General features: G+C 62.6%; 23 protein-coding genes. 21 read left to right on the top strand and 2 right to left on the bottom strand.

All coding sequences use genetic code 11. The features are described from left to right. Positions 1-30: 30 nt before the first annotated feature. A complete protein-coding gene (gene mazG / locus MAIT1_RS17710) occupies positions 31-903 on the bottom strand; it encodes a nucleoside triphosphate pyrophosphohydrolase (RefSeq protein ID WP_085444870.1) in 873 nt (290 codons plus the stop codon). Between the two features lie 259 nt (positions 904-1,162). Between mazG and flgF the strand changes: the two genes are divergently transcribed. The 21 genes from flgF (at position 1,163) to MAIT1_RS17815 (ending at position 20,171) form a co-directional block, all read left to right on the top strand. Beyond that, entirely contained in the window at positions 1,163-1,972 is an 810-nt protein-coding gene (gene flgF, locus MAIT1_RS17715; RefSeq protein WP_085444871.1) for a flagellar basal-body rod protein FlgF, read from the top strand. A gap of 142 nt (positions 1,973-2,114) precedes the next feature. After that, entirely contained in the window at positions 2,115-2,906 is a 792-nt protein-coding gene (flgG, locus tag MAIT1_RS17720; protein WP_085444872.1) for a flagellar basal-body rod protein FlgG, read from the top strand. Between the two features lie 11 nt (positions 2,907-2,917). Then, a complete protein-coding gene (flgA, locus tag MAIT1_RS17725; RefSeq protein ID WP_143814916.1) occupies positions 2,918-3,640 on the top strand; it encodes a flagellar basal body P-ring formation chaperone FlgA in 723 nt (240 codons plus the stop codon). Between the two features lie 68 nt (positions 3,641-3,708). After that, the gene (locus tag MAIT1_RS17730; RefSeq protein WP_085444874.1) at positions 3,709-4,416 is read left to right on the top strand and encodes a flagellar basal body L-ring protein FlgH; all 708 of its coding nucleotides are present in this window, start codon (positions 3,709-3,711) and stop codon (positions 4,414-4,416) included. A 328-nt stretch (positions 4,417-4,744) separates the two neighbouring features. Then, positions 4,745-5,860 carry a flagellar basal body P-ring protein FlgI gene (locus MAIT1_RS17735; protein WP_085444875.1) on the top strand — a complete coding sequence of 372 codons (1,116 nt, stop codon included), beginning with the start codon at positions 4,745-4,747 and terminating at the stop codon, positions 5,858-5,860. 19 nt (positions 5,861-5,879) lie between these two features. Next, positions 5,880-6,458 carry a rod-binding protein gene (locus MAIT1_RS17740; RefSeq protein WP_085444876.1) on the top strand — a complete coding sequence of 193 codons (579 nt, stop codon included), beginning with the start codon at positions 5,880-5,882 and terminating at the stop codon, positions 6,456-6,458. A gap of 51 nt (positions 6,459-6,509) precedes the next feature. Continuing rightward, positions 6,510-6,824 carry a flagellar biosynthesis anti-sigma factor FlgM gene (flgM, locus tag MAIT1_RS17745; RefSeq protein ID WP_085444877.1) on the top strand — a complete coding sequence of 105 codons (315 nt, stop codon included), beginning with the start codon at positions 6,510-6,512 and terminating at the stop codon, positions 6,822-6,824. A gap of 40 nt (positions 6,825-6,864) precedes the next feature. Continuing rightward, entirely contained in the window at positions 6,865-7,359 is a 495-nt protein-coding gene (locus MAIT1_RS17750; RefSeq protein ID WP_085444878.1) for a flagellar protein FlgN, read from the top strand. A gap of 90 nt (positions 7,360-7,449) precedes the next feature. After that, positions 7,450-7,686 carry a carbon storage regulator CsrA gene (gene csrA, locus MAIT1_RS17755; protein ID WP_085444879.1) on the top strand — a complete coding sequence of 79 codons (237 nt, stop codon included), beginning with the start codon at positions 7,450-7,452 and terminating at the stop codon, positions 7,684-7,686. 362 nt (positions 7,687-8,048) lie between these two features. Continuing rightward, positions 8,049-8,807, top strand: coding sequence for a serine O-acetyltransferase (cysE, locus tag MAIT1_RS17760; protein ID WP_085444880.1), 759 nt, complete (start codon positions 8,049-8,051; stop codon positions 8,805-8,807). Further along, the gene (locus tag MAIT1_RS17765; RefSeq protein WP_085444881.1) at positions 8,804-9,286 is read left to right on the top strand and encodes an Rrf2 family transcriptional regulator; all 483 of its coding nucleotides are present in this window, start codon (positions 8,804-8,806) and stop codon (positions 9,284-9,286) included. Before cysE ends, MAIT1_RS17765 begins: the two co-directional genes overlap by 4 nt. Further along, the gene (locus tag MAIT1_RS17770) at positions 9,283-10,443 is read left to right on the top strand and encodes a cysteine desulfurase family protein (RefSeq protein ID WP_085444882.1); all 1,161 of its coding nucleotides are present in this window, start codon (positions 9,283-9,285) and stop codon (positions 10,441-10,443) included. The genes MAIT1_RS17765 and MAIT1_RS17770 overlap by 4 nt, the downstream gene beginning before the upstream one ends. A gap of 47 nt (positions 10,444-10,490) precedes the next feature. After that, positions 10,491-11,702 (top strand): IscS subfamily cysteine desulfurase, encoded by a 1,212-nt coding sequence (locus MAIT1_RS17775; RefSeq protein WP_085444883.1) that lies wholly within the window; start codon positions 10,491-10,493, stop codon positions 11,700-11,702. 272 nt (positions 11,703-11,974) lie between these two features. Continuing rightward, positions 11,975-12,355 carry a Fe-S cluster assembly scaffold IscU gene (iscU, locus tag MAIT1_RS17780; RefSeq protein WP_085444884.1) on the top strand — a complete coding sequence of 127 codons (381 nt, stop codon included), beginning with the start codon at positions 11,975-11,977 and terminating at the stop codon, positions 12,353-12,355. 71 nt (positions 12,356-12,426) lie between these two features. Beyond that, positions 12,427-12,765, top strand: a complete 339-nt coding sequence (locus tag MAIT1_RS17785; protein ID WP_085444885.1) for a HesB/IscA family protein — start codon at positions 12,427-12,429, stop codon at positions 12,763-12,765. A gap of 6 nt (positions 12,766-12,771) precedes the next feature. Then, positions 12,772-13,407, top strand: coding sequence for a Fe-S protein assembly co-chaperone HscB (gene hscB, locus MAIT1_RS17790; protein WP_085444886.1), 636 nt, complete (start codon positions 12,772-12,774; stop codon positions 13,405-13,407). An 826-nt stretch (positions 13,408-14,233) separates the two neighbouring features. Next, entirely contained in the window at positions 14,234-16,132 is a 1,899-nt protein-coding gene (gene hscA / locus MAIT1_RS17795) for a Fe-S protein assembly chaperone HscA (RefSeq protein ID WP_085444887.1), read from the top strand. 258 nt (positions 16,133-16,390) lie between these two features. Beyond that, positions 16,391-16,720 carry a ferredoxin family 2Fe-2S iron-sulfur cluster binding protein gene (locus MAIT1_RS17800; RefSeq protein ID WP_085444888.1) on the top strand — a complete coding sequence of 110 codons (330 nt, stop codon included), beginning with the start codon at positions 16,391-16,393 and terminating at the stop codon, positions 16,718-16,720. 24 nt (positions 16,721-16,744) lie between these two features. Next, positions 16,745-16,939, top strand: a complete 195-nt coding sequence (iscX, locus tag MAIT1_RS17805; protein WP_085444889.1) for a Fe-S cluster assembly protein IscX — start codon at positions 16,745-16,747, stop codon at positions 16,937-16,939. A gap of 244 nt (positions 16,940-17,183) precedes the next feature. Next, positions 17,184-17,717, top strand: a complete 534-nt coding sequence (locus MAIT1_RS17810; RefSeq protein WP_085444890.1) for a heme NO-binding domain-containing protein — start codon at positions 17,184-17,186, stop codon at positions 17,715-17,717. Positions 17,718-17,723: 6 nt separating this feature from the next. Continuing rightward, positions 17,724-20,171: a hybrid sensor histidine kinase/response regulator gene (locus MAIT1_RS17815; RefSeq protein WP_085444891.1), complete on the top strand. Its 2,448-nt coding sequence runs from the start codon at positions 17,724-17,726 to the stop codon at positions 20,169-20,171. Positions 20,172-20,482: 311 nt separating this feature from the next. Here the strand turns inward: MAIT1_RS17815 and MAIT1_RS17820 are convergent, their stop codons facing one another. After that, positions 20,483-24,961 carry a DNA translocase FtsK gene (locus tag MAIT1_RS17820; protein ID WP_085444892.1) on the bottom strand — a complete coding sequence of 1,493 codons (4,479 nt, stop codon included), beginning with the start codon at positions 24,959-24,961 and terminating at the stop codon, positions 20,483-20,485.

The raw sequence follows: 24,961 nt of genomic DNA on the forward strand, positions 1-24,961 counted from the left end.
GACAGGTTTGGCGTGCTGTTTTTGCGCACGTTAATCGCGCGGCGGCTCCTGGCTTTTGGCTTCGCCCCACAGCGCTTCGAGGCGATCGAGTCCAGCGGTGTGGGCGTTCTCGCCGGTTTCGCGCAGGCGCGCCTCCACGTGGAGGAATCGGTTCTGCACCTTATGGGCGCTGTGGCGCAGGGCGGTCTCCGGGTCGATGTCCAGGTGGCGCGCCAGATTCACCAGGCTGAACAGCAGGTCGCCCACCTCCTCCTTGACGTGGTGCTGATCGCCCTCGGCGCGCGCCTCCACCAACTCGCCCAACTCCTCCCGCACCTTGTGGATCACCCCCTCCGGGTCGGGCCAGTCGAAGCCCACCTTGGCCATCTTCTGCTGCAGCTTATACGCCCACAGCAGCGCCGGGAGTTTGTTGGAGAGGCCGTCGAATACCGATGGCGGCGGCTCGGTCTGCCCCGAGGCGGCGCGTTCGCGCGCTTTGAGGGACTCCCAGTTGTTGGTCACGTCCTGGGCGGCGTCCAGCTTCTCGTCGGCGAACACGTGGGGGTGGCGGCGCTCCATTTTGGTCACCACGCCATCCACCACGTCGGCCAGGGTGAATTGGCGGTTGTCCTCGGCGATGCGGCTGTAGAACACCACATGGAACAGCAGGTCGCCCAGCTCCTTCTTCAGTTCCGGCACGTCGCCGGTCTCCACCGCGTGCACCACCTCGTAGACCTCCTCAATGGTGTAGCGCAGCAGCGAATCATAGGTCTGCTCCTGGTCCCACGGGCAGCCGTCGGGGGCGCGCAGGCGGCGCATCAGCTCCTCCAGTTGCGCAAACGCGCGTCCGGCGGGGGAGTCGCTCACCTTTTTGAGTGCGCGGGACGAATTTTCCCCCTCACCGGGGGCGGCAGAATCTTCCATGGGGCAATCCTTTCCGCTGAATATGGCCGATGTTGCCCAATCAGTGGGTAGGCCGGGGGCGTGATTATGGGTAAATGCGCAATATAACGCACTGTTTTTCTATCGTGTGGCGAGTTTGGCGCCTGGGTTGCTCAATGTTAGGCGTCGCGGCAAGAGCGCACTGCTCAGACCTGCGGCGCAACCGGCGCACAAGACGTCGGCGGCCCCAGATGGGGCCACAACAAACTGACAAGAGCCTGCGCACACGAAAGAGGGAATCATGGACAGCGGATTCTATGCGGCGGTCAACGGCGCCCGACGCGCCCAAATGAAACTGGACGTGCTGGCCAACAATCTGGCCAACGTCAACACCACCGGCTTTAAAGAGGACCAACTGACCTTCGACTCCTTTATGACGTCGCCCGGTCCCGAGCAGTTTCCTCTGCCCACCGACAATTTCATGGGCCTGCGCGGACCCTACGACATTCCGTTCCCGTTCAGCAACCCCGCCTCCAACGCCTACCGCATGACCTACCCGGTGGCTTTCGAGACCGAGATGACCATGACCCAGGGTCCGCTGCGCCAAACCGGCAACCCGCTGGATGTGGCCATTGAGGGCGACGGCTTCTTCGCCGTGCAGGGGCCTGATGGCGAGCGCCGCTACACTCGTGACGGCGCCTTCGAGATCGACAGCCTCGGGCAACTGGTCACCAAGGACGGCTTTCCGCTGCTGAATGCGGGCGGCGCGCCCATCGTGGTGGGCAAGGGGCCGGTGGTGATCGGCGAAGATGGCGTGGTCACCAGCGCCGGCGAGCAGGTGGGTGTGCTAAGCCGGGTGGGGCTGCCCACCGAGCAGCTGGATAAAGTGGGGCAGAACCTCTACAAGGCCCCGCAGGAGTACGAGACCAATCTGGATGGCGCGCGCGGCGGTTTCCACCAGGGCTTCCTGGAGGACTCCAACAGCAATCCGATCCGCAGCATGACGCAGATGATCGAGACTCAGCGCGCCACCGAGATGTACGTGAAGATGATTCAATCGCTCGACACCCTGGATGAGAAGGCGGCCAATCAAGTGGGACGCCTCGAGTAAACCCGAATCCGGCGCTGCGGCGGGGCGATGACCCCGTCGCGCGCCCGGACCACTGACGCGCCATCAAGAGCGCGCGGGGTCCTCCCCGGTCCCATGACCGGTTCTGCGACAACGAAATTTACGTATTGGAAAGGATCGAACCATGCTGCGTTCATTGTGGACCTCCGCGACGGGGATGCAGGCGCAACAGCGCAATATCGACGTCATCTCCAACAACCTGGCCAACGTCAACACCACCGGCTTCAAGCGCTCCCGCGCCGACTTCCAGGATCTGCTGTATCAGAACCTGCGCGCCGCCGGCGCCGCCACCTCGCAGGCGGGCACCGCGGTGCCGGTGGGCATCCAGCTCGGTCACGGCGTGCGCAACGTCTCGGTGAGCAAACTGTTCACCCAGGGCGACTACGTGCAGACCGGCAACGAGCTGGATCTGGCCATCGAAGGTCAGGGCTTCTTCCAGATCACTCTGCCCGACGGTCAGACCGCCTACACCCGTGACGGCACCTTCAAGCTGGACAACACCGGACAGATGGTGACCTCCGACGGCTACGTGCTGCAGCCGGGCATCACCCTGCCGCAGGACGCCATGGCCGTGGCCATCGAGCCCTCGGGCATCATCAGCGTCAAACAGCCCGGCACCGCGGCGCTGGCGCAGCTGGGTCAGTTGCAGGTGGCCGACTTCATCAATCCGGCGGGTCTGACCGCTATTGGCCGCAACCTCTACACCGAGTCAGAAGCCTCCGGCGCGGCGGTGGCGGGCAACCCCAACGAAAACGGCTTTGGCGCCATCCAGCAGGGCTTCCTGGAGATGTCCAACGTCAACATGGTCGAGGAGATGGTGCAGATGATCGCCTCTCAGCGCGCCTATGAGTTGAACTCCAAGAGCATCCAGACCTCCGACAGCATGCTCGGCACCATCGGCAGCTTGAAACGGTAAGGGTGGGCGACATGAAGCGTAATCTCAAAATGAGCCTGATGGCGCTGGCGGCGCTGGCCGCCGCCGCCCTGGGCGGCGAAGCCGAAGCACGCATGATCCACCGTCAGGAGTTGGTGGAGGCGGCGCAAACCCCGATGCAGGCGGCCATGACCCTGGCCAAGCCAGGGCTGGAGCCCAAGGCGATCTACTTTGCCCGCTCGCTGCAGTTGCCCGATCAAGGCGAGTGGCGGCTGGCGGTGAATCCCCAGGATGTGGACGCCGAGCCGGGCCGCCGGGTGATCCCGGTCACCGTGCTGCTCAACGGCAAGCCGCACCTGGAGCTGACCGCCAACGTGATGGTGCAGCAGCGCGAACGGGTGTTGACCCTGGCGCGCAATCTGGCCCGCGGCGAGATCGTGGGGCCGCAGGATCTGCGCTGGGAGGAGCGGGTTGTCAACCATAAGGGGATGACCTACGCCGATGACCCGGCCCAGCTTATCGGCATGGCGGTGAAACGCCCGGTGCGCGCTGGCGCGCCGCTCAAAAGCGACTGGTTTGACCGTCCCATCGCCATCGAACGCGGCGAGCGGGTGCGGGTGACCGCCAAGTCCGGCGCGCTGACCATTCGCGCCATCGCCGTGGCCGATCAGGCCGGGCGGGTGGGCGACGCCATCGCGGTGCGCAATCCGGAAAGCTCCCGTCGCTACCTGGCCACGGTGATCGCCCCGGGCGCGGTGCGGGTGGAGATGCTCTGATCGACCGATCGATCATCGAGCCCAACCATTCGCCATATAACGAACGCTTATCCCCAAAGGGGGTTGTGATGAAAAAGTCTGCTGCTTACCAAATGATGATCGCCGCCAGCGCGCTGGCTCTGCTGTCCGGCTGCGGGACCATCACCCGCGCTTCGCAACGTCCCGCCGCGCCGGTGAGCATGGTGCGCGCCCAGGCCCCGGAGGTGATGGCGCCCAATAAGGGCTCCATCTGGCAAAGCGCCCAGCGCAACGCCCTGTTCACCGACAACAAGGCGCGCAGTGTGGGCGATATCCTGACGGTGAACATTGCTGAGACCATCAACGCCACCAAGAGCAGCAACACCACGCTGAGCAAGAACGATGAGTCCAAGACTTCATTGGGCGGTCTGTTCGGTTTAACGGCGGCGCTGCAGGCGGGCGGTCTGTCCAAGTTCACCGACAGCGCCACCATTAAGTCGGAGAACACCCATGAGGGGGAAGGCGAGGTGACCCGTTCAGGCAACTTCACCGGTTCCATCGCCTGTGTGGTGACCGAGGTGCTGCCCAACGGCTACTTCCGCATCGAAGGCCGTCGCGACATCACTCTGAACAACGATAACGAATTCATCATTCTGTCCGGCATTGTGCGTCCCGACGACATCTCCCCGGACAACAGCATCAGCTCGCAGATGATCGCCGATGCGCGCATCGAGTTCTCCGGTGAGGGCGACATCAGCAATCAGCAGAAGCCCAGCTGGACCTATCAGCTCCTGACGGCGGCGCTGCCGCTGTTCTAAATCGCACTGTTAAGCAAGGCATTGCTGCGCCCCCACGGGAGACCGGGTCGGCGGGCGCAGAGCACGATTTTTCCGTCGCAAATTTCCGTCGCAGGAAACTTTGACGCGCCGGGCCTCTTTGGCCCGGCGTTTTTTTTTGGCCGTTTCGCTGAGGGGGCGCTGGGCTTGATTGACTATGGAACGGGTGGGGGAGGCCTCTCTGGCCCGTCTTATGCATGATAGAGATCGGACGGATCGACTCTGCGCTGCTATCACACAAATCTCGGCGTCGACACAGACTATGCAAAGTCCGCAAATGGAATGTCAAGTGTCTGGAAAGGAAGTCAAAATGCGTGTCGTGAATGGACTCATCCCGCGCCTGGCGCTGGGCGCTTTGTGCGTGATCGGTTTTCTGACGCAGGCACAAATTGCCGATGCGGCGCGATTGAAGGACGTGGTCACCATTGAAGGGGTGCGCGGCAACCCGCTGTCGGGCTTCGGTCTGGTGGTGGGCCTCAATGGCAGCGGCGACTCCTCCTTGCCTTTCACTTCTCAGGCCATGCGCCGCATGCTCTCGCAGATGGGCATCAGCATCAGCGCCGAGATCAAAGCCAAAAACGTCGCCGGGGTGATGGTCACCACCACCCTGCCGCCATTCGCTCGTCAGGGCAGTCAACTGGATGTCACCCTCTCTTCGGTGGGCGACGCCAAGAGCCTGCAGGGCGGCACCTTGATTATGACCCCGCTGCGCGGCGCCGATGGCCGCATCTATGCGGTCTCCCAGGGCGCGCTCTCCATTGGCGGCTTCTCTGCTGGCGGCGCCGGGCAGGGCGCGCAGAAGAACCATCCCACTGTGGCGCGCATCGCCAACGGCGCCATCGTCGAGCGCGAAATCAACTTCGCCCTCAATCGCGAAAAATCCCTGGAGTTGCAACTGCGCAACCCCGATTTCACCACCGCCAACCGCATTGTGCGCGCCATCAACGGCGCTCTGGGTCAGCCCTACGCCAAGGCGCGGGACTCCGGCGCGGTGGACGTGCGCGTGCCCAAGGATTATCAGGGCCGCGTGGTGGATCTTCTCACCCGTCTGGAGACTCTACAAGTAGAGCCCGATCAGCTGGCCAAAGTGGTGGTGAGCGAACGCACCGGCACCATCGTCATGGGCGAGAACGTGCGCGTCTCTACTGTGGCGCTCTCCCATGGCAATCTCTCCATCAAGATCAGCAGCAATCCGCAGGTGAGCCAGCCCAACGCCATGGCGGGGGGGCAGACCGCGGTGACCAATCAAAATCAGATGAACGTCACCGAGCAGGATGCGCGTCTGATCGAGATGCAGGAGGGGGTGACCCTCAACGATCTGGTCAAAGGGCTCAATGGCGTGGGCGTGACCCCGCGCGACTTGATCGCGATTCTGCAGACCATCAAGACCGCTGGCGCGCTGCAAGCGGATCTTGTGATCCAGTAAGGCGTGCGGGCGGCGAGCCATGAGCGACTTCCCCACATTTCCCAGCATCGACGCCATGCGCGCGCGTTTGCAGGCCGAACAGGGGCAGCAGATCAGCGCGCGGGCGGACGCAGGGCGGGGCGGGAACACAGAGGAAGCGAGCCCCATCGCCATCGCGCGGCGTAACGCCGTCAGCGGCGGACAGCGTGTGGCCACGGAGAATGTCGCCGGGCAGTTTCGCGGCTCCTCCACTCGTCACGCGGCGGGCAATGTGCGGCGGCTCAAGTTGGCGCCTGCGCAGGATAAGAAGCTGCGCGAGTCGGCGGCCAATTTTGAAGCGATGTTCATCAAGCAGATGCTCGGCGCCATGCGCAAAACGGTCACGCCCATACAAGGCGACGATCCGTTGATCAAGAAGGGGCAGGGCGAAAAGATGTTCGAAGGCATGCTCGATGACGAGTACGCCAAAATGGCCTCGCAACGTCAGACCGGCGGCATGGGTCTGAAAGAGGCGATCTACGATCAACTCACGCGCGCGCCTGGCGTGCGCCCCGGCGGTAGCGTAATGCGGGTGATCCCGGGTTCTTACCGCAACGCCGCCGCCAAGCGCGATGAGTGAGCCCGACGCGGGCCACAAGGTGCTTGAACCGATGAGAAAGGAATTTCGTCGATGAAAATCAAAAGCGTGGATGCTGGAAAATTGGGGCGCATCACGCGCGGTCGCGCCAAAGGCGGCGCTGCTGGCGCCGGTTCAGCCCGCGCCGGACGCAGCGGCGGGGCGCGGCGCGACGATGTGGCGCTGTCCGATAATGCGCGCGCCTACGGCATGGCCGACGAGGCGATGCAGAGCGCGCCAAATGTGCGCTCGGAGTTGGTGACGCCGATCAAAGAGGCGTTGGACGCCGGGCGTTATGACATCTCCAGCCTGGACGTGGCCGACAAGATCCTGCGTCAGGTGCTCATGGAGCGCAAACAGTCTTTGTAGGCGGTGGCCGTCCCACAGCCGGATTTAACAGGAGGAGACCATGGCGGACGCCAGCGGGGCCTTGAAACAGATTGTGGAAACCTTGATCGATCGCTTCGAGAAGCTGCACGAGCTCCTGCTCGCCGAGCGTGAAGCGTTACGCAATCGTGACGCCGAGGCGCTGGAGAGCGCCAACGCCAGCGTTCGCGAGAGCTTGGAGGAGATTAGCCGCATCGATCAGCGCCGTCAGCGACTGACCATCGATATGGCCCATGTGCTGGGTCTGTCCGGCGGCGTGCCTTCGATGGGGGATCTGGCGCGCAAGCTGGGGGAGAAGAGCGGCTTTATGGCGCTGCGCGAGCAGTTGCGTACCGCCATCGACGCCGCGCAGAAGGCCAATCGCGAGAATCAAGCCGCGTTTCGCGGCGTGCAAACCGCCACCGAGGCGGTGATGGAGGTGATCCGCAGCGGCGGGACGCCACAAACCAGCGGCTATGGCCGCACCGGCGCCAAAGCAACCGCCGGCGCCTTTCACACTTTTTCCAAGCAGCTGTAACGCTTGGAGCTGTTCGCCACTGATCCGTTCGGCGCGCGCCTGGTCCAATGAGGGACGGGAAACGCCGGACGTTGCGAGGGGATTACCGCCATGCTGATTTTGACACGGAGAGTCGGAGAGAGTCTGCAAATCGGGGATGACATCAAAGTCACCCTGTTGGGCATTAAGGGCAACCAGGTGCGCATCGGTATCGACGCGCCGCGCGACGTGGAGGTGCATCGCGAGGAGATCTACGACAAGATCCGTCGCGAAACCCGCAAAGCCAACCGTCGCATGCCCGAGGATGTTTTGGACGAAGCCTCGCGTCTGCTGTCGCCGCACAAATAGGATTTGCCGCACCGCGTTGCGTGGCGCTGCAATGAAATCTTGAAAGCCCCGTCGAACCCCTTCGGCGGGGCTTTGTCATATTCATTATCTTGACTAATTTTGTCGGAATTGGCAGGGTGTATCTGATGCCGGAGCGTCATTGATGATGATTTCGCAACAGCATTCATTGCTCGCCGATTTGCGCTGAATACTCCCAACTCATTGAAGTGATGATATTCCTGACTGTATGAGGGGTATTTCAAAAAAGCCGACCAATCCAGTCAGGTTTATTGTTGACAATTTCCATCGGGTATTTAAAATCTCCATTTCAAAGGGGCAATCTTTTGTCTCTATGAATCTAGCGAAAACCAAGAGAGGTCATCGTGGCTTTTGGCGTTTTCAAAACCATCCGGGACGACATTCGCGTCATCTTTGACCGCGACCCCGCCGCGCGCAGCGTGGCCGAGATCATTCTCTGCTATCCCGGCGTCCACGCCATGATCTTCTATCGTTTCGCCCACATGTGGTGGGGCTGGAACCGCAAGCTTATCGCCCGTTTCATCTCCCATCTGGGGCGCTTCTTCACCGGGATTGAGATTCACCCTGGGGCCACCATCGGCAAGGGCTTCTTCATCGACCACGGCATGGGAGTGGTGATCGGCGAGACCACCGAGATTGGCGACAACGTCACCCTCTACCACGGCGTGACTCTGGGCGGCACCACCTGGAACAAGGGTAAGCGCCACCCTACGCTGCACGACGGTGTTGTGGTGGGGGCCGGCGCCAAGGTGCTGGGGCCCATCACGGTGGGCGAGAACGCCCGTATCGGCTCTAACGCCGTGGTGGTCAAAGCGGTGCCGCCGGATGTGACGGTGGTGGGGATTCCGGGTCGCGAAGTCGCGCCCAAGAAACACGACCCCATCGACCCCAATAATAAGTCCGACTTCCCCTCCTATGGCGTCACCGAGAATCAGATGCCCGACCCGGTGGCCCGCGCGGTTACCTGCATGCTCGAACAGATGCATCAGATGGAGCGGCGCCTGAATACGCTGGAGCGGGAGAAAGAGGCGCTGGTCTCTGAAAACGGCAAGAGCTGTGACGCAGCGGCGGCGCCGCTGCGCGTGGCGGGAGGCGACTCATGAAGCTGACCACCCGGGGACGCTATGCGGTCACCGCCATGTTGGATCTGGCGCAACATGGCGAAGAGGGGCCCTCCAACCTGGCGGATATCTCCGCGCGGCAGGAGATTTCCCTCTCCTACCTGGAGCAGCTGTTCGCCAAGCTGCGCCGCAGCGGATTGGTGAAGAGCATTCGCGGCCCCGGCGGCGGCTATCAACTGGCGCATACGCCGCAGCGCATCAGCGTGGCGGACATCATTCGCGCGGTGGATGAGCCGATTCAGGCCACCTCCTGCAAGGATTACCAGACCGAAGGGTGTCGCAAGACCACCCGCTGCATCACCCACGATCTGTGGGTGCAGTTGGGCAACCACATCTACGACTACCTGGATTCGGTCAATTTGGCGCATCTGGCGCAGAACGGCTCGGCCATGCTGGCGGGGGCCCATGATCACGATCATGGCGATCACCACACCGCCATGGGTAAGCGGGGGGCGGCGTGATCTATCTGGACCACAACGCCACCTCCAAGTTGCGCCCCGAGGCGCTGGCGGCGATGCTGCCGTTCTTCTCGGAGAAGTTCGGCAACCCGTCGGCGGCCCATAGCGGCGGTCGCGCCGCCAAAGAGGGGTTGGAGCGCGCCCGGCGCGCGGTGGCCAAACTGTTCAATGTCCACTTCAGCCGCGTGATCTTCACCAGCGGCGGCACCGAGGCGGACAATCTGGCCATTCAGGGCGTGGCGGCGGCCAATGACTACCAAGGCCACATCGTCACCACCGCCATTGAACATCCGGCGGTGAGCGAACCGATCAAACAGATGGTCAAACAGGGCATGCGCGCCACATTCGTCGAGCCCGACGCCCATGGCGTGGTCAACGCCGAGGCGATCGTTACCGCGCTGCAGCCCGACACCAAACTGGTCTCCATTATGGCGGCCAATAATGAAACCGGCGCTTTGCAGCCCATCGAAGAGATTGGCGCACAGCTTGCCGAGCGCAACATTCCGCTGCATGTGGATGCGGTGCAGATGGCGGGCAAAGCCCCGCTGGATCTGGAGCGCCTGCCCATCGCCTATGTGAGCGTTTCGGCGCACAAATTCGGCGGTCCGCAGGGCGTGGGCGCCCTCATCGTGGAGAAGAACGCGCCGCTGCGCGCCCAGTTGCTGGGCGGCGGGCAGGAGCGTCGCCGCCGTTCCGGTACGGAGAATCTGCCCGGCATCGTCGGCTTTGGCGTCGCCGCGCAGATGGCCAGCGATAACGACTATGCCGCCTATACCCGTCTTGAGGCGATGCGCGACGCCATGGAGCAGCGCATTCGTCATGCGCAGGTCGGCGCCGCTATCTTCAGCGCCGACGCTCCCCGCATGGGCAACACCTCGGCGCTGGCGTTCCCCCAGGTGAATGGCGAGACCCTGGTGATCAAACTGGATCTGGCCGGGTTCGCCATCTCCTCGGGCAGCGCCTGCTCGTCGGGCAAAACCGAACCCTCCCATGTGCTGCGCGCCATGGGGGTAGCGTCGGAGCTGGCGCAGGGCTTTGTTCGCGTCAGTCTGGGTTGGGACACCCAGCCCGACCAGGTCGAACGCTTCACCGAAGCGCTGATCGATCAGGTCAAACAGTTGCAATCCATGGCCGACCCCGCATTGGGCGTGGCGGTTTAACCCCTTTGAGTCGCCATCGTGGCGGCTGCGTAAGCTGAGGACACACCATGAAACTGCCGATCTATATGGATTATCAGGCCACCACGCCCATGGATCCGCGTGTTTTTGAAGCCATGACGCCGTGGTTTGTGGAGAAATTCGGCAACCCCGCCTCGCGCTCCCACCCCTACGGCTGGGAAGCCGATACGGCGGTGGAAGCCGCGCGCAAACAGGTGGCCGACGCCATCTGCGCCGATCCGCGCGAGATCGTGTGGACCTCCGGCGCCACCGAGTCCGATAACCTCGCCATCGCTGGCGTGGCCGACTTCTATAAAGATAAAGGCAACCACATCATCACCGTGGTCACCGAGCACAAAGCGGTGCTGGACACCTGCCGCACGCTGGAAATGAAGGGCTTTGAGGTCACCTACATGCCGGTGGGCGTGGATGGTCTGGTGGATCTGGACAAGCTGCGCGCGGCCATCACCGACAAGACCATCCTGGTGTCGGTGATGGCGGTCAACAACGAGACCGGCGTGATTCAGCCGCTCAAGGAGATCGGCCAGATCTGTCGCGACAGCAAAGTCTTCTTCCACTGCGACGCGGCCCAGGGCGTGGGCAAAATGCCCATCGATGTGAACGCCATGAACATCGACCTGCTGTCGATCTCCGCGCACAAAATCTACGGTCCCAAGGGCATTGGCGCGCTGTATGTGCGTCGCCGTCCCCGCGTGCGTCTGAACGCCATCATCCATGGCGGCGGTCATGAGCGCGGCATGCGCTCCGGCACCCTGGCCACCCCGCTCATCGTCGGCATGGGCGAAGCGTGCCGTCTGGCCACCGAAGAGATGGCCACTGAGAACGAGCGCATCCTCATGCTGCGCGAGAAGCTGCGCAAAGGCATCGAAGAGAAGCTCACCCACGTCACCGTCAACGGTCATGTGGAGAAGCGCGTGGCGGGCAACCTCAACATGTCCTTTGGCTATGTGGAGGGCGAGTCCATGATGATGGCCATTAAGGATGTGGCGGTCTCCTCCGGCTCCGCCTGCACCTCGGCCTCTCTGGAGCCCTCCTATGTGTTGCGCGCCATGGGCGTGGACGAGGCCATGGCCCACACCTCCATCCGCTTCGGCATCGGTCGCTTCACCACCGAAGAGGAGATCGACTACGTGATCAATCTGGTGATCACGGCGGTCAACAAACTGCGCGATATGTCCCCGCTGTGGGAGATGGTGCAGGAGGGCGTGGATCTGAGCAGCATCGAGTGGGCCGAGCACTGAGCCTTGCTGTAGATTCAGAAGATGGAATCCAGGCTGGTGAAAGATATTGGGGCTCCACCCCAAACCCCGCCAGGGCGTTGCCCTGGACCCACGGGGCTCCGCCCTCGACCCGCTGGGGGCGCGGCCCCCAGACCCCGGAAAATCGGGCCATGAATGTCCCGATTTTCCACCCGGCGGCTGATGGGCCAACACGCTGTTGCGTCCTGGCCCATATTCCGTCGGTTTCGCATGACTATCCCGCCCCACGGGGCGCTACTTTGGAGTGAACTGACATGGCTTACAACGACAAGGTCATCGACCACTACGACAATCCCCGTAACGTCGGCTCCATGGATAAGGACGCCGAGGACGTGGGCACCGGAATGGTGGGCGCGCCCTCCTGCGGCGACGTGATGAAACTGCAGATTCAGGTGGGTGAGGATGGCGTGATCAACGACGCCAAGTTCAAGACCTTTGGCTGCGGTTCGGCCATCGCCTCCTCCTCTCTGGTCACTGAGTGGATCAAAGGCAAGACCGTGGACGAAGCGCTGCAGATCAAGAACAAGGACGTGGCCGAAGAGCTGGCCCTGCCGCCGGTGAAGATCCACTGCTCGGTGCTGGCTGAAGACGCCATCAAGGCGGCGGTGGCCGATTACCGTAAAAAGCAGAAGTAATCCCTTCAATCACGCGGGCGGACGCTCCGCCCGCATGCTCCTCCTTTGAGGGGAGCGTGGAGTGCAGAACCATGAGTCAGCCTCAGCAGATCACCTTGACGGAAAAAGCCGCCGGTCGCGTCAAAGCGATGTTGGATCAACGCGGCACCCCCGACGCCTTCATCCGTCTGGGCGTGGCCACCGCCGGGTGCTCCGGCTTCTCCTACAAATTGGAGTACGCCGACGAGCCCGAAGAGGGCGATAAGGTGTTTGAACAGCACGGCGTGAAGCTGGTGGTGGATCCCAAATCGTTGTTGTTTATCGCTGGCACCGAGATGGATTACGTCACCGAGAACTTCAAGTCCGGCTTCAAGTTCGGCAACCCCAACGAGACCTCCCGTTGCGGTTGCGGCGAATCGTTCAAGGTGTAAGCGGGGATGTCTGCATCGGCCTCCACCGCGCGCGCCTGCTGGTCCTGCAAGGGTCCGGTGGGCGATGCGCCCTTCTGTCCCACTTGCAACGCCATTCAACCGCCCAACCCCAAGCAGGACCATTTCGACTTCTTGGGTCTGCCGCGCGGGTATGAGGTGGATGTGGCGGCGTTGGAGAGCGCAGGGCGGGAGTGGCAGCAGAAGCTGCATCCGGATCGCTTCGCCGCCAAGTCGGCCACGGAGCGTCGCTTCTCTTTGGAGCAGGCGACGCGCTTGAACGACGCCATGCAGGCGCTGAAGGATCCGCTGCGGCGCGCCGAGTATCTACTCTCCCAATCTGGCGTTAGCCGGGGCGAGGGGACGGGCAGCGGCGCGCAGGATCCGATGTTCCTGATGGAGGTGATGGAGCTGCGCGAGGCGCTCTCCGAGGTGGACATGGACGCGGATGACGCCATGGATCGCCTGGACTCCCTGCGCGATCAGGTGGAGCAGCATGCCGACGCAGAGGTGGAGGCGTTGCGCAGTGCGTTTGCGGACATGGCGAGCCCGGATGTGGAAGCGGCCAGCGTGCATGCGGATCGGTTGCGCTATCACCAGCGGTTCCTGGAAGAGGTGGACCGCATGGAGGAGCAGCTGTTCTAGCCACCGGCCAGCACAGAGTCAAAGTGTGTGCGTGACGGAGTTGGAGCTAGCGCTGTCTATGGGCCTCCGGCTGGCCGGAGGCGGGGTCTGGGGTCCGCGACCCCAGCGGGTCCAGGGCGGCGCCCTGGCGGGGTTTGGGGCAGCGCCCCAAGGTCTTTAAGCTTTAGGCCGTTTCCCGAGCGAAGAGGGTCGAGCCAGCACAAAGCGGTATAGAGAGCGCGAAACGGTGAGCCAGCACAAAGGGAAAACGGGAAACGGCGGTGAGCGATATGTCGGCGCAGCCGACAGGAGCGAATGCCGTAGAAATTTGGGCTTGGGAAAGCCTCAGTGTGTTTGCGGCAGATTTTAGGAATTTAGAGATTTATTAGAGAATAACTTGATGGACGGATAGGTTCTTATTGCAGAGGAGCCAGCTCAAGAGCATCGCTTATGGCGATCTTGGGAGCCAGCCCAAAACCGCCGCTTTCGGCGGCATGCTGGGAACTTGATGATAATGCCGCCTATGTGAGGCGGCGCTCCCCAGACTCCTCTCTCAATTTGCCGAAGCAAATTGAGCAAGGAAGCGCCCCAGCAAAATCTACGATTTTGCTTTTGAAAAGAGGGCGCGATTAATGCGTTAGATATTAAGGCTCCGCCTTTAGATTGTTGAGTTCTTCAAGCCTTCGGCTTGAGGGCCGCACGGGCTCCGCCCGTGACCCGCTTAAGGGTCACAGACCCTTAAGAATCCCGCCTCCGGCCAGCCGGAGGCCAATAAATAGAGCAAGCTCGAAGCGCGTCACGCAAACACTTTTTGCTCCGGCGCACGTCTTAACCACAAGGATATCCCATGCCCGTCCTGCTCGATATCGCCGAACCCGGACAATCCGCCAAACCCCACGAAGCCACCCCCGAAGACGCCAAACGCGTGGTGGGCATCGACCTGGGCACGACCTACTCCCTGGTGGCGGCCATCAATCAGGACGGCAAACCCCAGTGCATGCCCGATATCACCGGTCGCACCGCAGTGCCGTCGGTGGTGTTCTACGGCGAGGCCGAAGAGGAGCCCGTGGTGGGCTATGCGGCGCGCCAAAACGCCCTGACCCACCCCAAAGACACCATCTTCTCCATCAAACGCTTCATGGGGCGCGGTCTGGCCGACGTCTCCGGCGAAGGGCGCAAAACCCCCTACGACCTGGAAGCGGGCGAAGGCGGCATGGCGAAAGTGATCACCACCCATCGTCATGTGTCGCCGGTGGAGGTCTCCGCCGAGATCCTGAAGAATCTCAAACAGCGCGCCGAAGCGATGCTGGGCGGCTCCCTGTTCGGCGCGGTGATCACCGTGCCCGCCTACTTCGACGACGCCCAGCGCCACGCCACCAAAGACGCCGGCAAACTGGCCGGGTTGGAGGTGCTGCGCCTGGTCAATGAACCCACCGCCGCCGCTCTGGCCTACGGCCTGGAGCAGGGCGCGGAGGGGATGTACGCCATCTACGACCTGGGCGGCGGCACCTTTGACGTATCAATCCTGAAACTGACCGCCGGGGTGTTCCAGGTGATGGCCACCGGCGGCGACTCCGCCCTGGGCGGCGACGATTTCGACCGCGAATTGGCCAAACATCTGCTGGCGCAAATGGGCGTGGACGATCCCGACTCCCAGACTCAGCAGGCAGTGACCAAAGCCGCGCGCATGGCCAAAGAGGCCCTCACCGACGCCCAGAGCGTCACCGCCGAAGTGGAGCGCGCCGATGGTTCGGTGTTCTCCACCGAAGTGACCCGTGAACTGTTTAATGGTTTGATCGAAGAGCTGGTGAAGAAGACCGGCCTCTCCTGCCGCCGCGCCATGAAGGATGCGGGAGTGAAGCCCGGCGAGCTGAACGGCGTGGTGCTGGTGGGCGGCTCCACCCGCGTGCCCCGTGTGCGCGATTATGTGGCTGATCTGTTCAAACGCGAGCCGCTGTGCGACATCGACCCCGACGAGGTGGTGGCGCTGGGCGCGGCGCTGCAAGCGGACCTGCTGGCGGGCAACCGGCGTGGCGACGACCTGCTGCTGCTGGATATCACCCCGCTGTCGCTGGGGGTGGAGACCATGGGCGGGCTGGTGGAGAAGATCATCCCCCGTAACAGCCCCATCCCCACCGCGCGGGCGCAGGAGTTCACCACCTTCAAGGACAATCAATCCGCCATGGCGGTGCATGTGGTGCAGGGCGAGCGCGAGCTGGCCGAACAGTGCCGCTCCCTGGCCCGCTTCGAACTCCACGGCATTCCGTCCATGACCGCCGGCGCGGCGCGCATTCGCGTCACCTATCAGGTGGACGCCGACGGCCTGCTCACCGTCTCCGCCGAAGAGGAGACCACCGGAACCAAGCAGACGGTGGAGGTGAAACCCAGCTACGGCCTCTCCGATGGCGAGATCGAAACCATGCTGCGCGATGCGTTGGAGCATGGCGAGGATGACATGCAGGCGCGGCGTCTGGCCGAATCCCGCGTTGACGCCGAGCGCGTCATCAACGCCCTGATCGCAGCCTTGGAGGCGGATGGCGATCTGCTCAATGAGGCCGAGGCCGAGCAGGTGAAGAACGCTATGGAGAAGCTGATTCTAGCGCACAAGGGCGATGATGCGGCGGTGATCAACGCCGAGATCGAGAGTTTGGACAAGGCCACCACCTTCTTTGCCCAACGACGCATGGATCGGGGCATTCAAGAGGCGATGACCGGCCACAAGGTGGACGAGTTCGTCGATTCCTGATAGAAGGTGGGCATTGACGGCGGGTTAGAGAGACAGTGCCGGGGTCATGCGCGCAAGCGTGGCGATCGCTCAGAGTGAAACTTATACAGGTCCAGGAGGATTATACTCCTGGCGGGTCCAGGGCGGCGCCCTGGCGGGTCAAGGGAGATTTGTTCCCCTTTGGCCTTGTGGGGTCTGGGGCGAAGCCCCAGTCTCTATATATCTTCCAAACATGTTAGACAGGACAGTCCGTGGGATGCGGACAATACGGAGCGGCTCATGCCCAAATTGACTTTTCTGCCGATGAACAAAACCGTGGACGCCGAAGCGGGCGAATCGGTGATGGAGGCGGCGCACCATAATGGCGTGGAGCTGGAAGGCGCCTGCGAAGGCTCGCTGGCCTGCTCCACCTGCCATGTGATCGTCGCCCCTGAGTGGTTCGATAAACTCCCGGAAGCCGAGGACGAGGAGGAGGATATGCTCGACCGCGCCTTCGGCCTCACCAGCACCAGCCGTCTGGGCTGTCAGGTGATCATGACCGAGGAGTTGGACGGGCTGGTGGTGACCATCCCCGAGTACAACCGCAACATGCGCGTGGATCAGAAGTGATCCGCGCATAAGGAGAGCAGCGCCATGAAGTGGACTGACGTGCACGATATCGCCATCGAGCTGGCCGATTCCAAGACCGATGTGGACCCCATGAGCGTGCGCTTTACCGACTTGCAGGAGTGGGTGATGGCGCTCGACGGGTTCGATGATGATCTGGAACACTGTAACGAAAAGATCCTCGAAGCGATTCAGATGGCGTGGTTGGACGAACGCGATTAATTCCCCCCTCTGTCGTTTAAAGAGTGGAATGCTTTCCCAAAGCGGGCGACTTGAGGTCGCCCGTTTTTGTTTGTCTGGAATACCGCTCAATTGATCAAAAACACTCAGCGCATTTGCTGTTTTTCTTTCCACCTTTTGGAAACAACGCTATGCTTTTTTTATTCAAACATAATCGAATGCAGTGTCAGCGCTGTTCCTCGTGAATATCTCCTGAGCGCGACTGCGTTTAAAGAAAGGCGGCGTCATGCTGGGCATCGTGTTTACCGAGTTCTCGCAAATGGTGGAGGAGGCCTTCTCCATCGATATGCTTGACGACATCATCGACATGGCGGAGAACCCGCATGATGGCTCCTACACCGCCATGGGGGTGTATGCCCATGACGAGTTGGTCGCGTTGGTGGGCGCGTTGAGTCAAAAGACCGGCCAACCGCCCGAGGCGTTGGTGGAGGCGTTTGGCGTACATCTGCTGGGGCGCTTCCGTGTGCTCTATCCCGACTTTTTCTCAGGCAAGTCCGACGCCTTCGAGTTTTTGGAGGGTATCGAAAGCACCATTCACACGCATGTGCGCAAACTCTACCCCTCCGCCGAGTTGCCCGTGATCACCTTCACACGCGATGGCGATAAGATCATGCGCCTGAGCTACAAATCCAGCCGTCCCTTTGCGCCCCTGGCGCTGGGGTTGGTCAAAGGCGCCATGGCGCACTTCAATGAGCCCGCCGAGGTGGAGATGTCGGGATCGGCCAATGATGCGGTGATCACCATTACGCGCCAGGGATAGGCCGTTATGAACGATGTCGACCCGGAAGCGCGCTGGCAACGGCGTCTGACCCGCGAACGCAATGCGCGTCAGGAGGCCGAGCGGCTGCTGGATATCAAAAGTCAGGAGTTGTGGGAGGCCAATCAGGCTCTGCAGCAGGCGCTGGAGGGGCTGGAAGAGCAGGTGGCCGAGCGCACTCGCGAGCTCAATGAAGCCAAGCTCCAAGCCGAGGCGGCGTCCAAGGCGAAGTCGGAATTTCTGGCCAATATGAGCCATGAGATCCGCACCCCCATGAACGCCATCATCGGCATGACCCATCTGGCGTTGCAGACGCAGCTCACCGACAAACAGCGCGACTATCTGGGCAAGACCCAGTCCGCAGCCAAATCCCTGCTGGGGATTATCAACGATATTCTCGACTTCTCCAAAATCGAAGCGGGCAAGCTGGATATGGACCATGCGCCATTCCGGCTGGATGAGACGCTGGAGAATCTGGCCAACATCATTTCAGTCAAATCCGCTGAGAAGGGGCTGGAGTTCCTCACCGCCATGGAGCCGGAGATCCCCATCGGTTTGGTGGGCGATCCGTTGCGCCTGCATCAGGTGCTGCTCAATCTCACCAGCAATGCGGTCAAATTCACCCATACCGGTCACATCGTGGTAATGGCGTCGCTGGAGGAGCGGGACGCTCACTCCGCGCTGCTGCGCTTTAGCGTGCGGGATTCCGGCATCGGCATCCCCGCCGAGCACATGACGCGGCTGTTTCAGGAGTTCACCCAGGCCGACGCCTCCACCACGCGGCGTTTTGGCGGCACCGGCCTGGGGTTGAGCATCAGCAAGCGGCTGGCGGAACTGATGGGCGGTCGCATTGGCGTCAACAGCGTCGAGGGGCAGGGGAGTGAATTCTGGTTTACCGCCCGCTTTGAACTGCACGAAGAGATTCCGCGCTTGGCCGATGGTGTGCCGGAGCCGTTGCAGGGCAAACGCATCCTGGTGGTGGACGACTCGCCCACGGCATTGAAAATTCTGGGTGATCTGTGCGCGGAGCTGGGTTTTGAGGCGCTGCGCGAGGGCAGTGGCGAAGCCGCGTTGGCGCGTCTGGAACAGGAGCAGGCGCACGATCGTCCGGTGGATGTGGTGTTGATGGATTGGGAGATGCCGGGCGTGAACGGTTTGGAGGCGGCGCGGCGGATTCAGAACAGTGCGGCGTTACGGCCCAAGCCCCGCGTCATTCTGGTCACCGCGCACGCACTGGAGTCGGTGCGGCAGGAGGCATCGACTCTGGCGCTGGCGGGATTTCTCTCCAAACCGGTGAGTGCGGCGCGGCTGTTCGATACCTTGGTGTGTGATGTGTACGGCCATTGCGATGCGCGCACGGAGTTGGGGCGCCACGCCGCACAGTCGGCGCGGGAGCCGACTCACGTTATCCGCGATGCGCGTGTTTTGCTGGTGGAGGACAACGCATTAAACCAGCAAGTGGCGGTGGAGTTGCTCTCGCAGATGGGGTGTGAAGTGACGGTGGCCAATGATGGCGCCCAAGGGGTGCGCATGGCCTGTCTGGAGCCCTTTGATGTGATCTTCATGGATCTGCAGATGCCCAATATGGATGGGTTGCAGGCGGCGCGCGCCATTCGCGCGCAGTCGCCGCTGCCGGAGGCGCCCATCATCGCCATGACCGCCAACGCCATGGCTGGAGATCGCGAACGCTGTTTGGACGCGGGCATGAATGACCATGTGCCCAAACCCATCGACGCGGATTCGTTACGCGATACGCTCATGCGCTATCTACCGGACTCCCGCATCGTGGCGGCGGATGCGCTGCTTACGCCTTCGGCGCAGGACGACACGGATGACGAGGGCGGATTGCTTGGGGTGAATATGGCGTTGGGGCTGCAACGGGTGGCGGGCAATACGGGGCTGTATGCCGCCATGGTGCGTCGCTTCAGCCAGGAGCATGGCGAGGATATGCACAAGACCTTGGCCGCGCTGCGGCAGGGGAGCATGGGCGAGGCGGAACGCATTGCGCACACCTTTAAAGGACTGTGCGGCGGCATTGGCCATGATGCGCTGTGGCGCGCGGGCAATGAGTTGGAGATGGCGATTGCCCAGGGCGGCGCGCAATCTTCCGATCTGGAGGCGCTGGCCAAACGGGTGCAGATTGTGCTGACCCCGTTTTTGGACGATTGTGCGCAGTGGTTGGCGCAGGTGGGGCGCGCCTCTGAAACAACGAATGCATCAAACCCTGAACCGTTTGACGCGCAGCGATGTGGGGCGGCTTTGGAGCAACTCAAGCAAGCCTTACTGGCGCGCAATCCCCGCAACGCCAAAGCCGCTCTTGCAGAGTTGGACGCCATGACGCTGCCATCGGCAGCGCGCCAGGTGGTGGAGGAGATCGCGCCGCTCATCGCCAAATTTAAACTCAAACAGGCGGCAGAGGCGTTGGCGGATCGATTGGATGCGTTCGTCGAACCGTGATGCGCAGTGATCGCGCGCGCAGAAAATAGTCACATTCAAAATTGGACATTGACGATGAAAGATATCGAGGGCTTTGCCCTCGAACTCCCAAGATCAACAGCCACACTGTGGGGCTCCGCCCCACACCCCCGCTGGGGGCGCGGCCCCCAGACCCCGCCGCCGACCAGTCGGCGGCCAATAGTCAGCGCAAGACTAACTTACGTCACACAAATATTGGTCGTTCTGTGCAGCTTTACTTTTGATCTATTATATAAAAAAAGCCTGACTCCAAACGGAGTCAGGCTTTTTTCGTTGACCGCAGAGGCGGCGGCTTAGTAATCGTCCATCCCCGCATTGGGGGCGATCACTTCGCGCTTACCAGCGGAGTTGGGGGGCGACACCAAGCCATCCTCCTCCATCTTCTCCACAATACGCGCGGCGCGGTTGTAGCCGATTTTGAACTGCCGCTGCACCATGCTGGTGGAGGCGCGCTTGGCGCGAATCACCAGCGCCACGGCTTGATCATAGAGCTCATCATAATCGTCGCCGCCGGAGCCGGGCATGGCGGGCATGCCGCCCAGTTCGGCGCTCTCCACCTCTTCGCCGCCCTCACGGGGGACCAGAATATTGGCGTCGTAGCTGGCCGGGCCGCCATAGCGCTTGAGATACTTCACCAGCGCATGCACTTCGCCATCGGCCACAAACGGCGCGTGGATGCGCTGAATGTGGGAGGTGCCCGGCGGCAGATAGAGGCCATCGCCCATGCCCAGCAGACGCTCGGCGCCCTGGGCGTCGAGGATGGTGCGCGAGTCGATGCGCGAGGAGACCTGGAACGCTAGGCGGGTGGGGAAGTTGGCCTTGATCAAGCCGGTGATCACGTCCACCGACGGCCGCTGGGTGGCCAGGATCAGGTGAATGCCCGCCGCTCGCGCCATCTGCGCCAGACGCGCGATGCAGGGCTCCACCTCTTTGCCCACCTGCACCATCAGATCCGCCAATTCGTCGATGACGATGAGGATCATCGGCTTCTTCTCCAGCGGAATCGCTTCGTCCTGCTCCACCGGGTAGCCCGTTTCCGGGTCAAAACCCACCTTTACGCGACGGGTGGGCTGCTCGCCATTGGCGATGCACTCCTCCACGCGCTCGTTGTAGCCTTTGAGGTTGCGCACGCCCATCTCGGACATCAGGCGGTAGCGCTCCTCCATCTCATGCACCGCCCACTTGAGCAAGGTGGCGGCTTTGTGCACCTCGGTCACCACCGGCGCTAGCAGATGGGGGATGCCCTCGTAGATGGAGAGCTCCAGCATCTTGGGATCGACCATGAGGAAGCGCACATCCTCGGGGCGGGCGCGGAACAGGATCGAGCAGATCATGGCGTTGACCGCCACTGACTTACCGGAACCGGTGGTGCCCGCCACCAGCAAGTGAGGCATTTTGGCCAGATTGGCCACCACCGGATCGCCGGAGATGTCCGAACCCAGCGCAACGGTCAGCGGGCTGTCGGACTGCTGGAACTGCGGCGATTGCAGCACTTCGCGCAGGTAGACGGTCTGGCGCTCTTCGTTGGGCACCTCCACGCCGATGACGCTCTTGCCGGGAATATTGCCCACCACGCGCACCGACAGCGCGCTGATGGAGCGGGCCAGGTCGTCGGCCAGGCCGATCACCTTGGCGGCTTTCAGACCCGGGGCGGGATCCAGCTCATAGGTGGTGACCACAGGGCCGGGGTGGTGGTCGATGATCTGACCCTTCACCTTGAAGTGACCCAGCACGTTTTCCAACTGGCGCGCTTTGTCGTTGAGATACTGCATGCTGGGGCCCACGCGCTCGGGCGGGGGCGGCTGCAGCAGCTCCAGCGACGGCAACTCGTAGGGCGCTTTGGGCGGCAGAGTCTGGCCGTCAATACCGAAGTGGGGCTGTTGCTGGGTCTCGCCCAGCTCTTCGGCCACCGATTGCATCACCGGCGACTGTAACGCCTCTTGCGGCTCGTTTTGGAGATCGTCCTGCGCCATCTCCTCTTGAGGCATCTGCGGGCGGATCATCGCCCCCAAATCGTCTTCGCTCTCTTCATCCAGCGGCGCGTCGTCCCACGGCTGAATCCCCTCCATGGGTTCGGTGGGGGTCTGCTCCAGAATGGCGTTGCGATAGGCCTGCTGATGCGCATTCATCTCCGCCAACTGATCGGCGGGCAGGGCGTCCTCACCCATCGCCATCGGCGCAGGCGCGTCTTGCGACGGGACTTGCACCGGCTCGGCGTCATAGACAGCGGCGGCCACCGGAATGGTGGAGCCCGCAGCGTGACCGCCAGCCTGTTGCGCGGCGTCCCACGCCGCCTGGATGGACTCGGCGTTGAGCTCCTGGGCCGGTTGCGGCATGGGGGCCGCATCCATAGGCGCAGAAGGCGTCTGATTCACTTCCGCCGAAGCGTAGGCGTCTTCCGCTTGATCCCAAGCCGCTTGGATGGACTCGATGGTCAACTCCGGCGCAGGCGCGGTGATGGTCTGATCGTTATCCATCGGCGCCATGGGCTCGGGCTGCGGCATAAATTCCGGCTGCGGCGCGAACTCCTGCACGGGAGCGAACTCCTGCACGGGAGCAAACTCCTGCTGCGGCGCAAACTCCTGCACGGGAGCGAACTCCTGAGCAGGGGCGAACTCCTGCTGAGGGGCGAACTCCTGCTGGGGCGCGAACTCCTGCACGGGAGCGAACTCCTGCTGAGGCGCGAACTCCTGCTGAGGCGCGAACTCCTGCTGAGGCGCGAACTCCTGCTGAGGCGCAAACTCCTGCACGGGAGCGAACTCCTGTTGCGCCGGGTCGATCATCAGCGGGGCCGGTTGCTGATTCTGCGGCTGCTCCACCGTCAGCGTCTGCGCGGGCGGGGCAAACTCTTCATCGGCGTCCCATTTGGCTTGCGCCTGGGCCAGAAACGGATCCGGCGTCGGTTGTTCAATCGGCGCTTGGAATTCCGGCTCCACGGGCGCTTGCGCCATGGGTTGGAACTCAGGCTGCGGCGCAGCATCGTCCCAAGCGGGTTCAGTGCGTTCGTCCACCGGGGCGTCATCCCAGGTGAAGTCGGGCTCGGCCGGAATAGCGCTCTGTTCAGACGACTCCATGCTGGGTTCGTTGAGCGGGGCAATCTGCGCCAGGGGGGTCGCCTCAACCATTTCCGGGTCGAAGCGGGGCTCACTGTCCATCATCGGTTCGCTGGGCGCCGCCGGTTGTTCAGGCTCGGGCGCAAACTGCGCGGCCAGGGCGTCCAGTTCGGGATCCATCCCCGCAGGGTCGTTGAAGAAGGAGTCGATATAGCTGGAGTCCACGGCGCCGCTGGGCTCTTCCTGCGTTTGCGCGGCGGGCTCCTCTTCGGGCTCCTGTTCTGGCTCCATCTGCGGCTGCGGCGGCGCGCCATTGCCGCTGGGCGCGGGAGGCGGCGCAACGGCGTCCGCTTGCAACGCCATCGGGGCGGTCATTTCGGCAGCGTCGACCACGGATTCTTGACGGGGCGTCAAAGCGTCGTCAGCGTTGGCCGACTGCATGGCGGCCAACGCCTGATCCGCCGCCAGCGCCTCTTCATGGGCCTTGATGCGGGCGTCAAAGCGCATCGCGTCGCTGACAGGGTCGCTTTGGCTGGAGGCTTTGGACGCCTTGGACTCAGCGCGCACCGGCGCTTGTTGCAGCATCAGGGCGTCGGGCTCCAGGCTGGGCTCGGCGGCGGGCCAATCATCGCCTGCCGCGTCATCGTCAGCAAAGGCGGGCTCATGATGGCTGTCGTCTTCACTGACGGCGTCCCAGGCGGAGACAAAATCGGGATCGATGGGGTCTTCACGCAAAGCCGCATCCATGCTGGCGGCATCGTACTCCTCCACCTCCAGCAACGGTTCGTGATCCTCCTCTTCCACCTCCTGGTAGCGCCGCTCACGCAGCGCTTGAACCTGGTCGCCCACGCGGGAGCCGAGGTCGCCCACGCGCTCGCGCAGCGCTCCGGCCAGCAGCCCCAGATTGCTTATTGCGCCAGCGCCGCCCTGCTTCAGGCGCGCAGACAGCGGCGTCCCTGAGGGCTCTTCACGCTCGTCATCAGCATCGGTGCTGGCCTCAGGCGAGGGGGCAGGACGCAACAGTTCAATCAGTTGCGCCATATGCTCGCTGAAGGTGAAACGGGTCACCAGCATAAACGCGATCACCTGCAACGGCAGCAACAGCAGCAACGCGCCCCACACGCCAAAAGCGTCACGCATCATCTGCGAGCCCAACACCCCCGTTACGCCGCCCGGGCCGGAGGGGAGGGTCTGCTCAATGGGGTCCGGGGTGATGAAGATGGTGGCCAGAATACAGGTGTTGATGATCAACACCGGCATCGCCAGCACCCGGTCCCACTGCACCTTGATAGGCGAGCGCAGGAACAGGCGAATCCCCAAAAAGGCCAGAATGAGCGGCAGAATAACCGCCGAAATCCCAAGCGCTTGATAGAGGATATCCGCCAGATAGGCGCCGGTTTGACCCGCCAGGTTCTGCACCGCGGCGGAGCCGGTATGGTTGAAGGAGGGGTCGGCGCGGTTGTAGCTGAGTAGGCTCAACGCCACAAACGCCGTGGCGCCGGTGACCAAAATCCCACTGCCCTCGCGCAGTTGCGCCATGCGCTTGGCGGCCATGGCCTGCAACTGTCCGGCCTGGACCGCGCCCAGACGCGTCATGCCGCGGACTTTGCTCTTGCTCTTGCTGACGGGCTTGGCGTTGCTCTTGACCTTGCGCGCGGCGGGTTGGGGTTTGAGGTTGAGTCTGCTGTTGCGGGTCCGGTTGGGGCTCCGTTTGACCAC

Origin of the sequence: Magnetofaba australis IT-1, assembly GCF_002109495.1 — a bacterium.
Taxonomy (GTDB): domain Bacteria; phylum Pseudomonadota; class Magnetococcia; order Magnetococcales; family Magnetococcaceae; genus Magnetofaba; species Magnetofaba australis.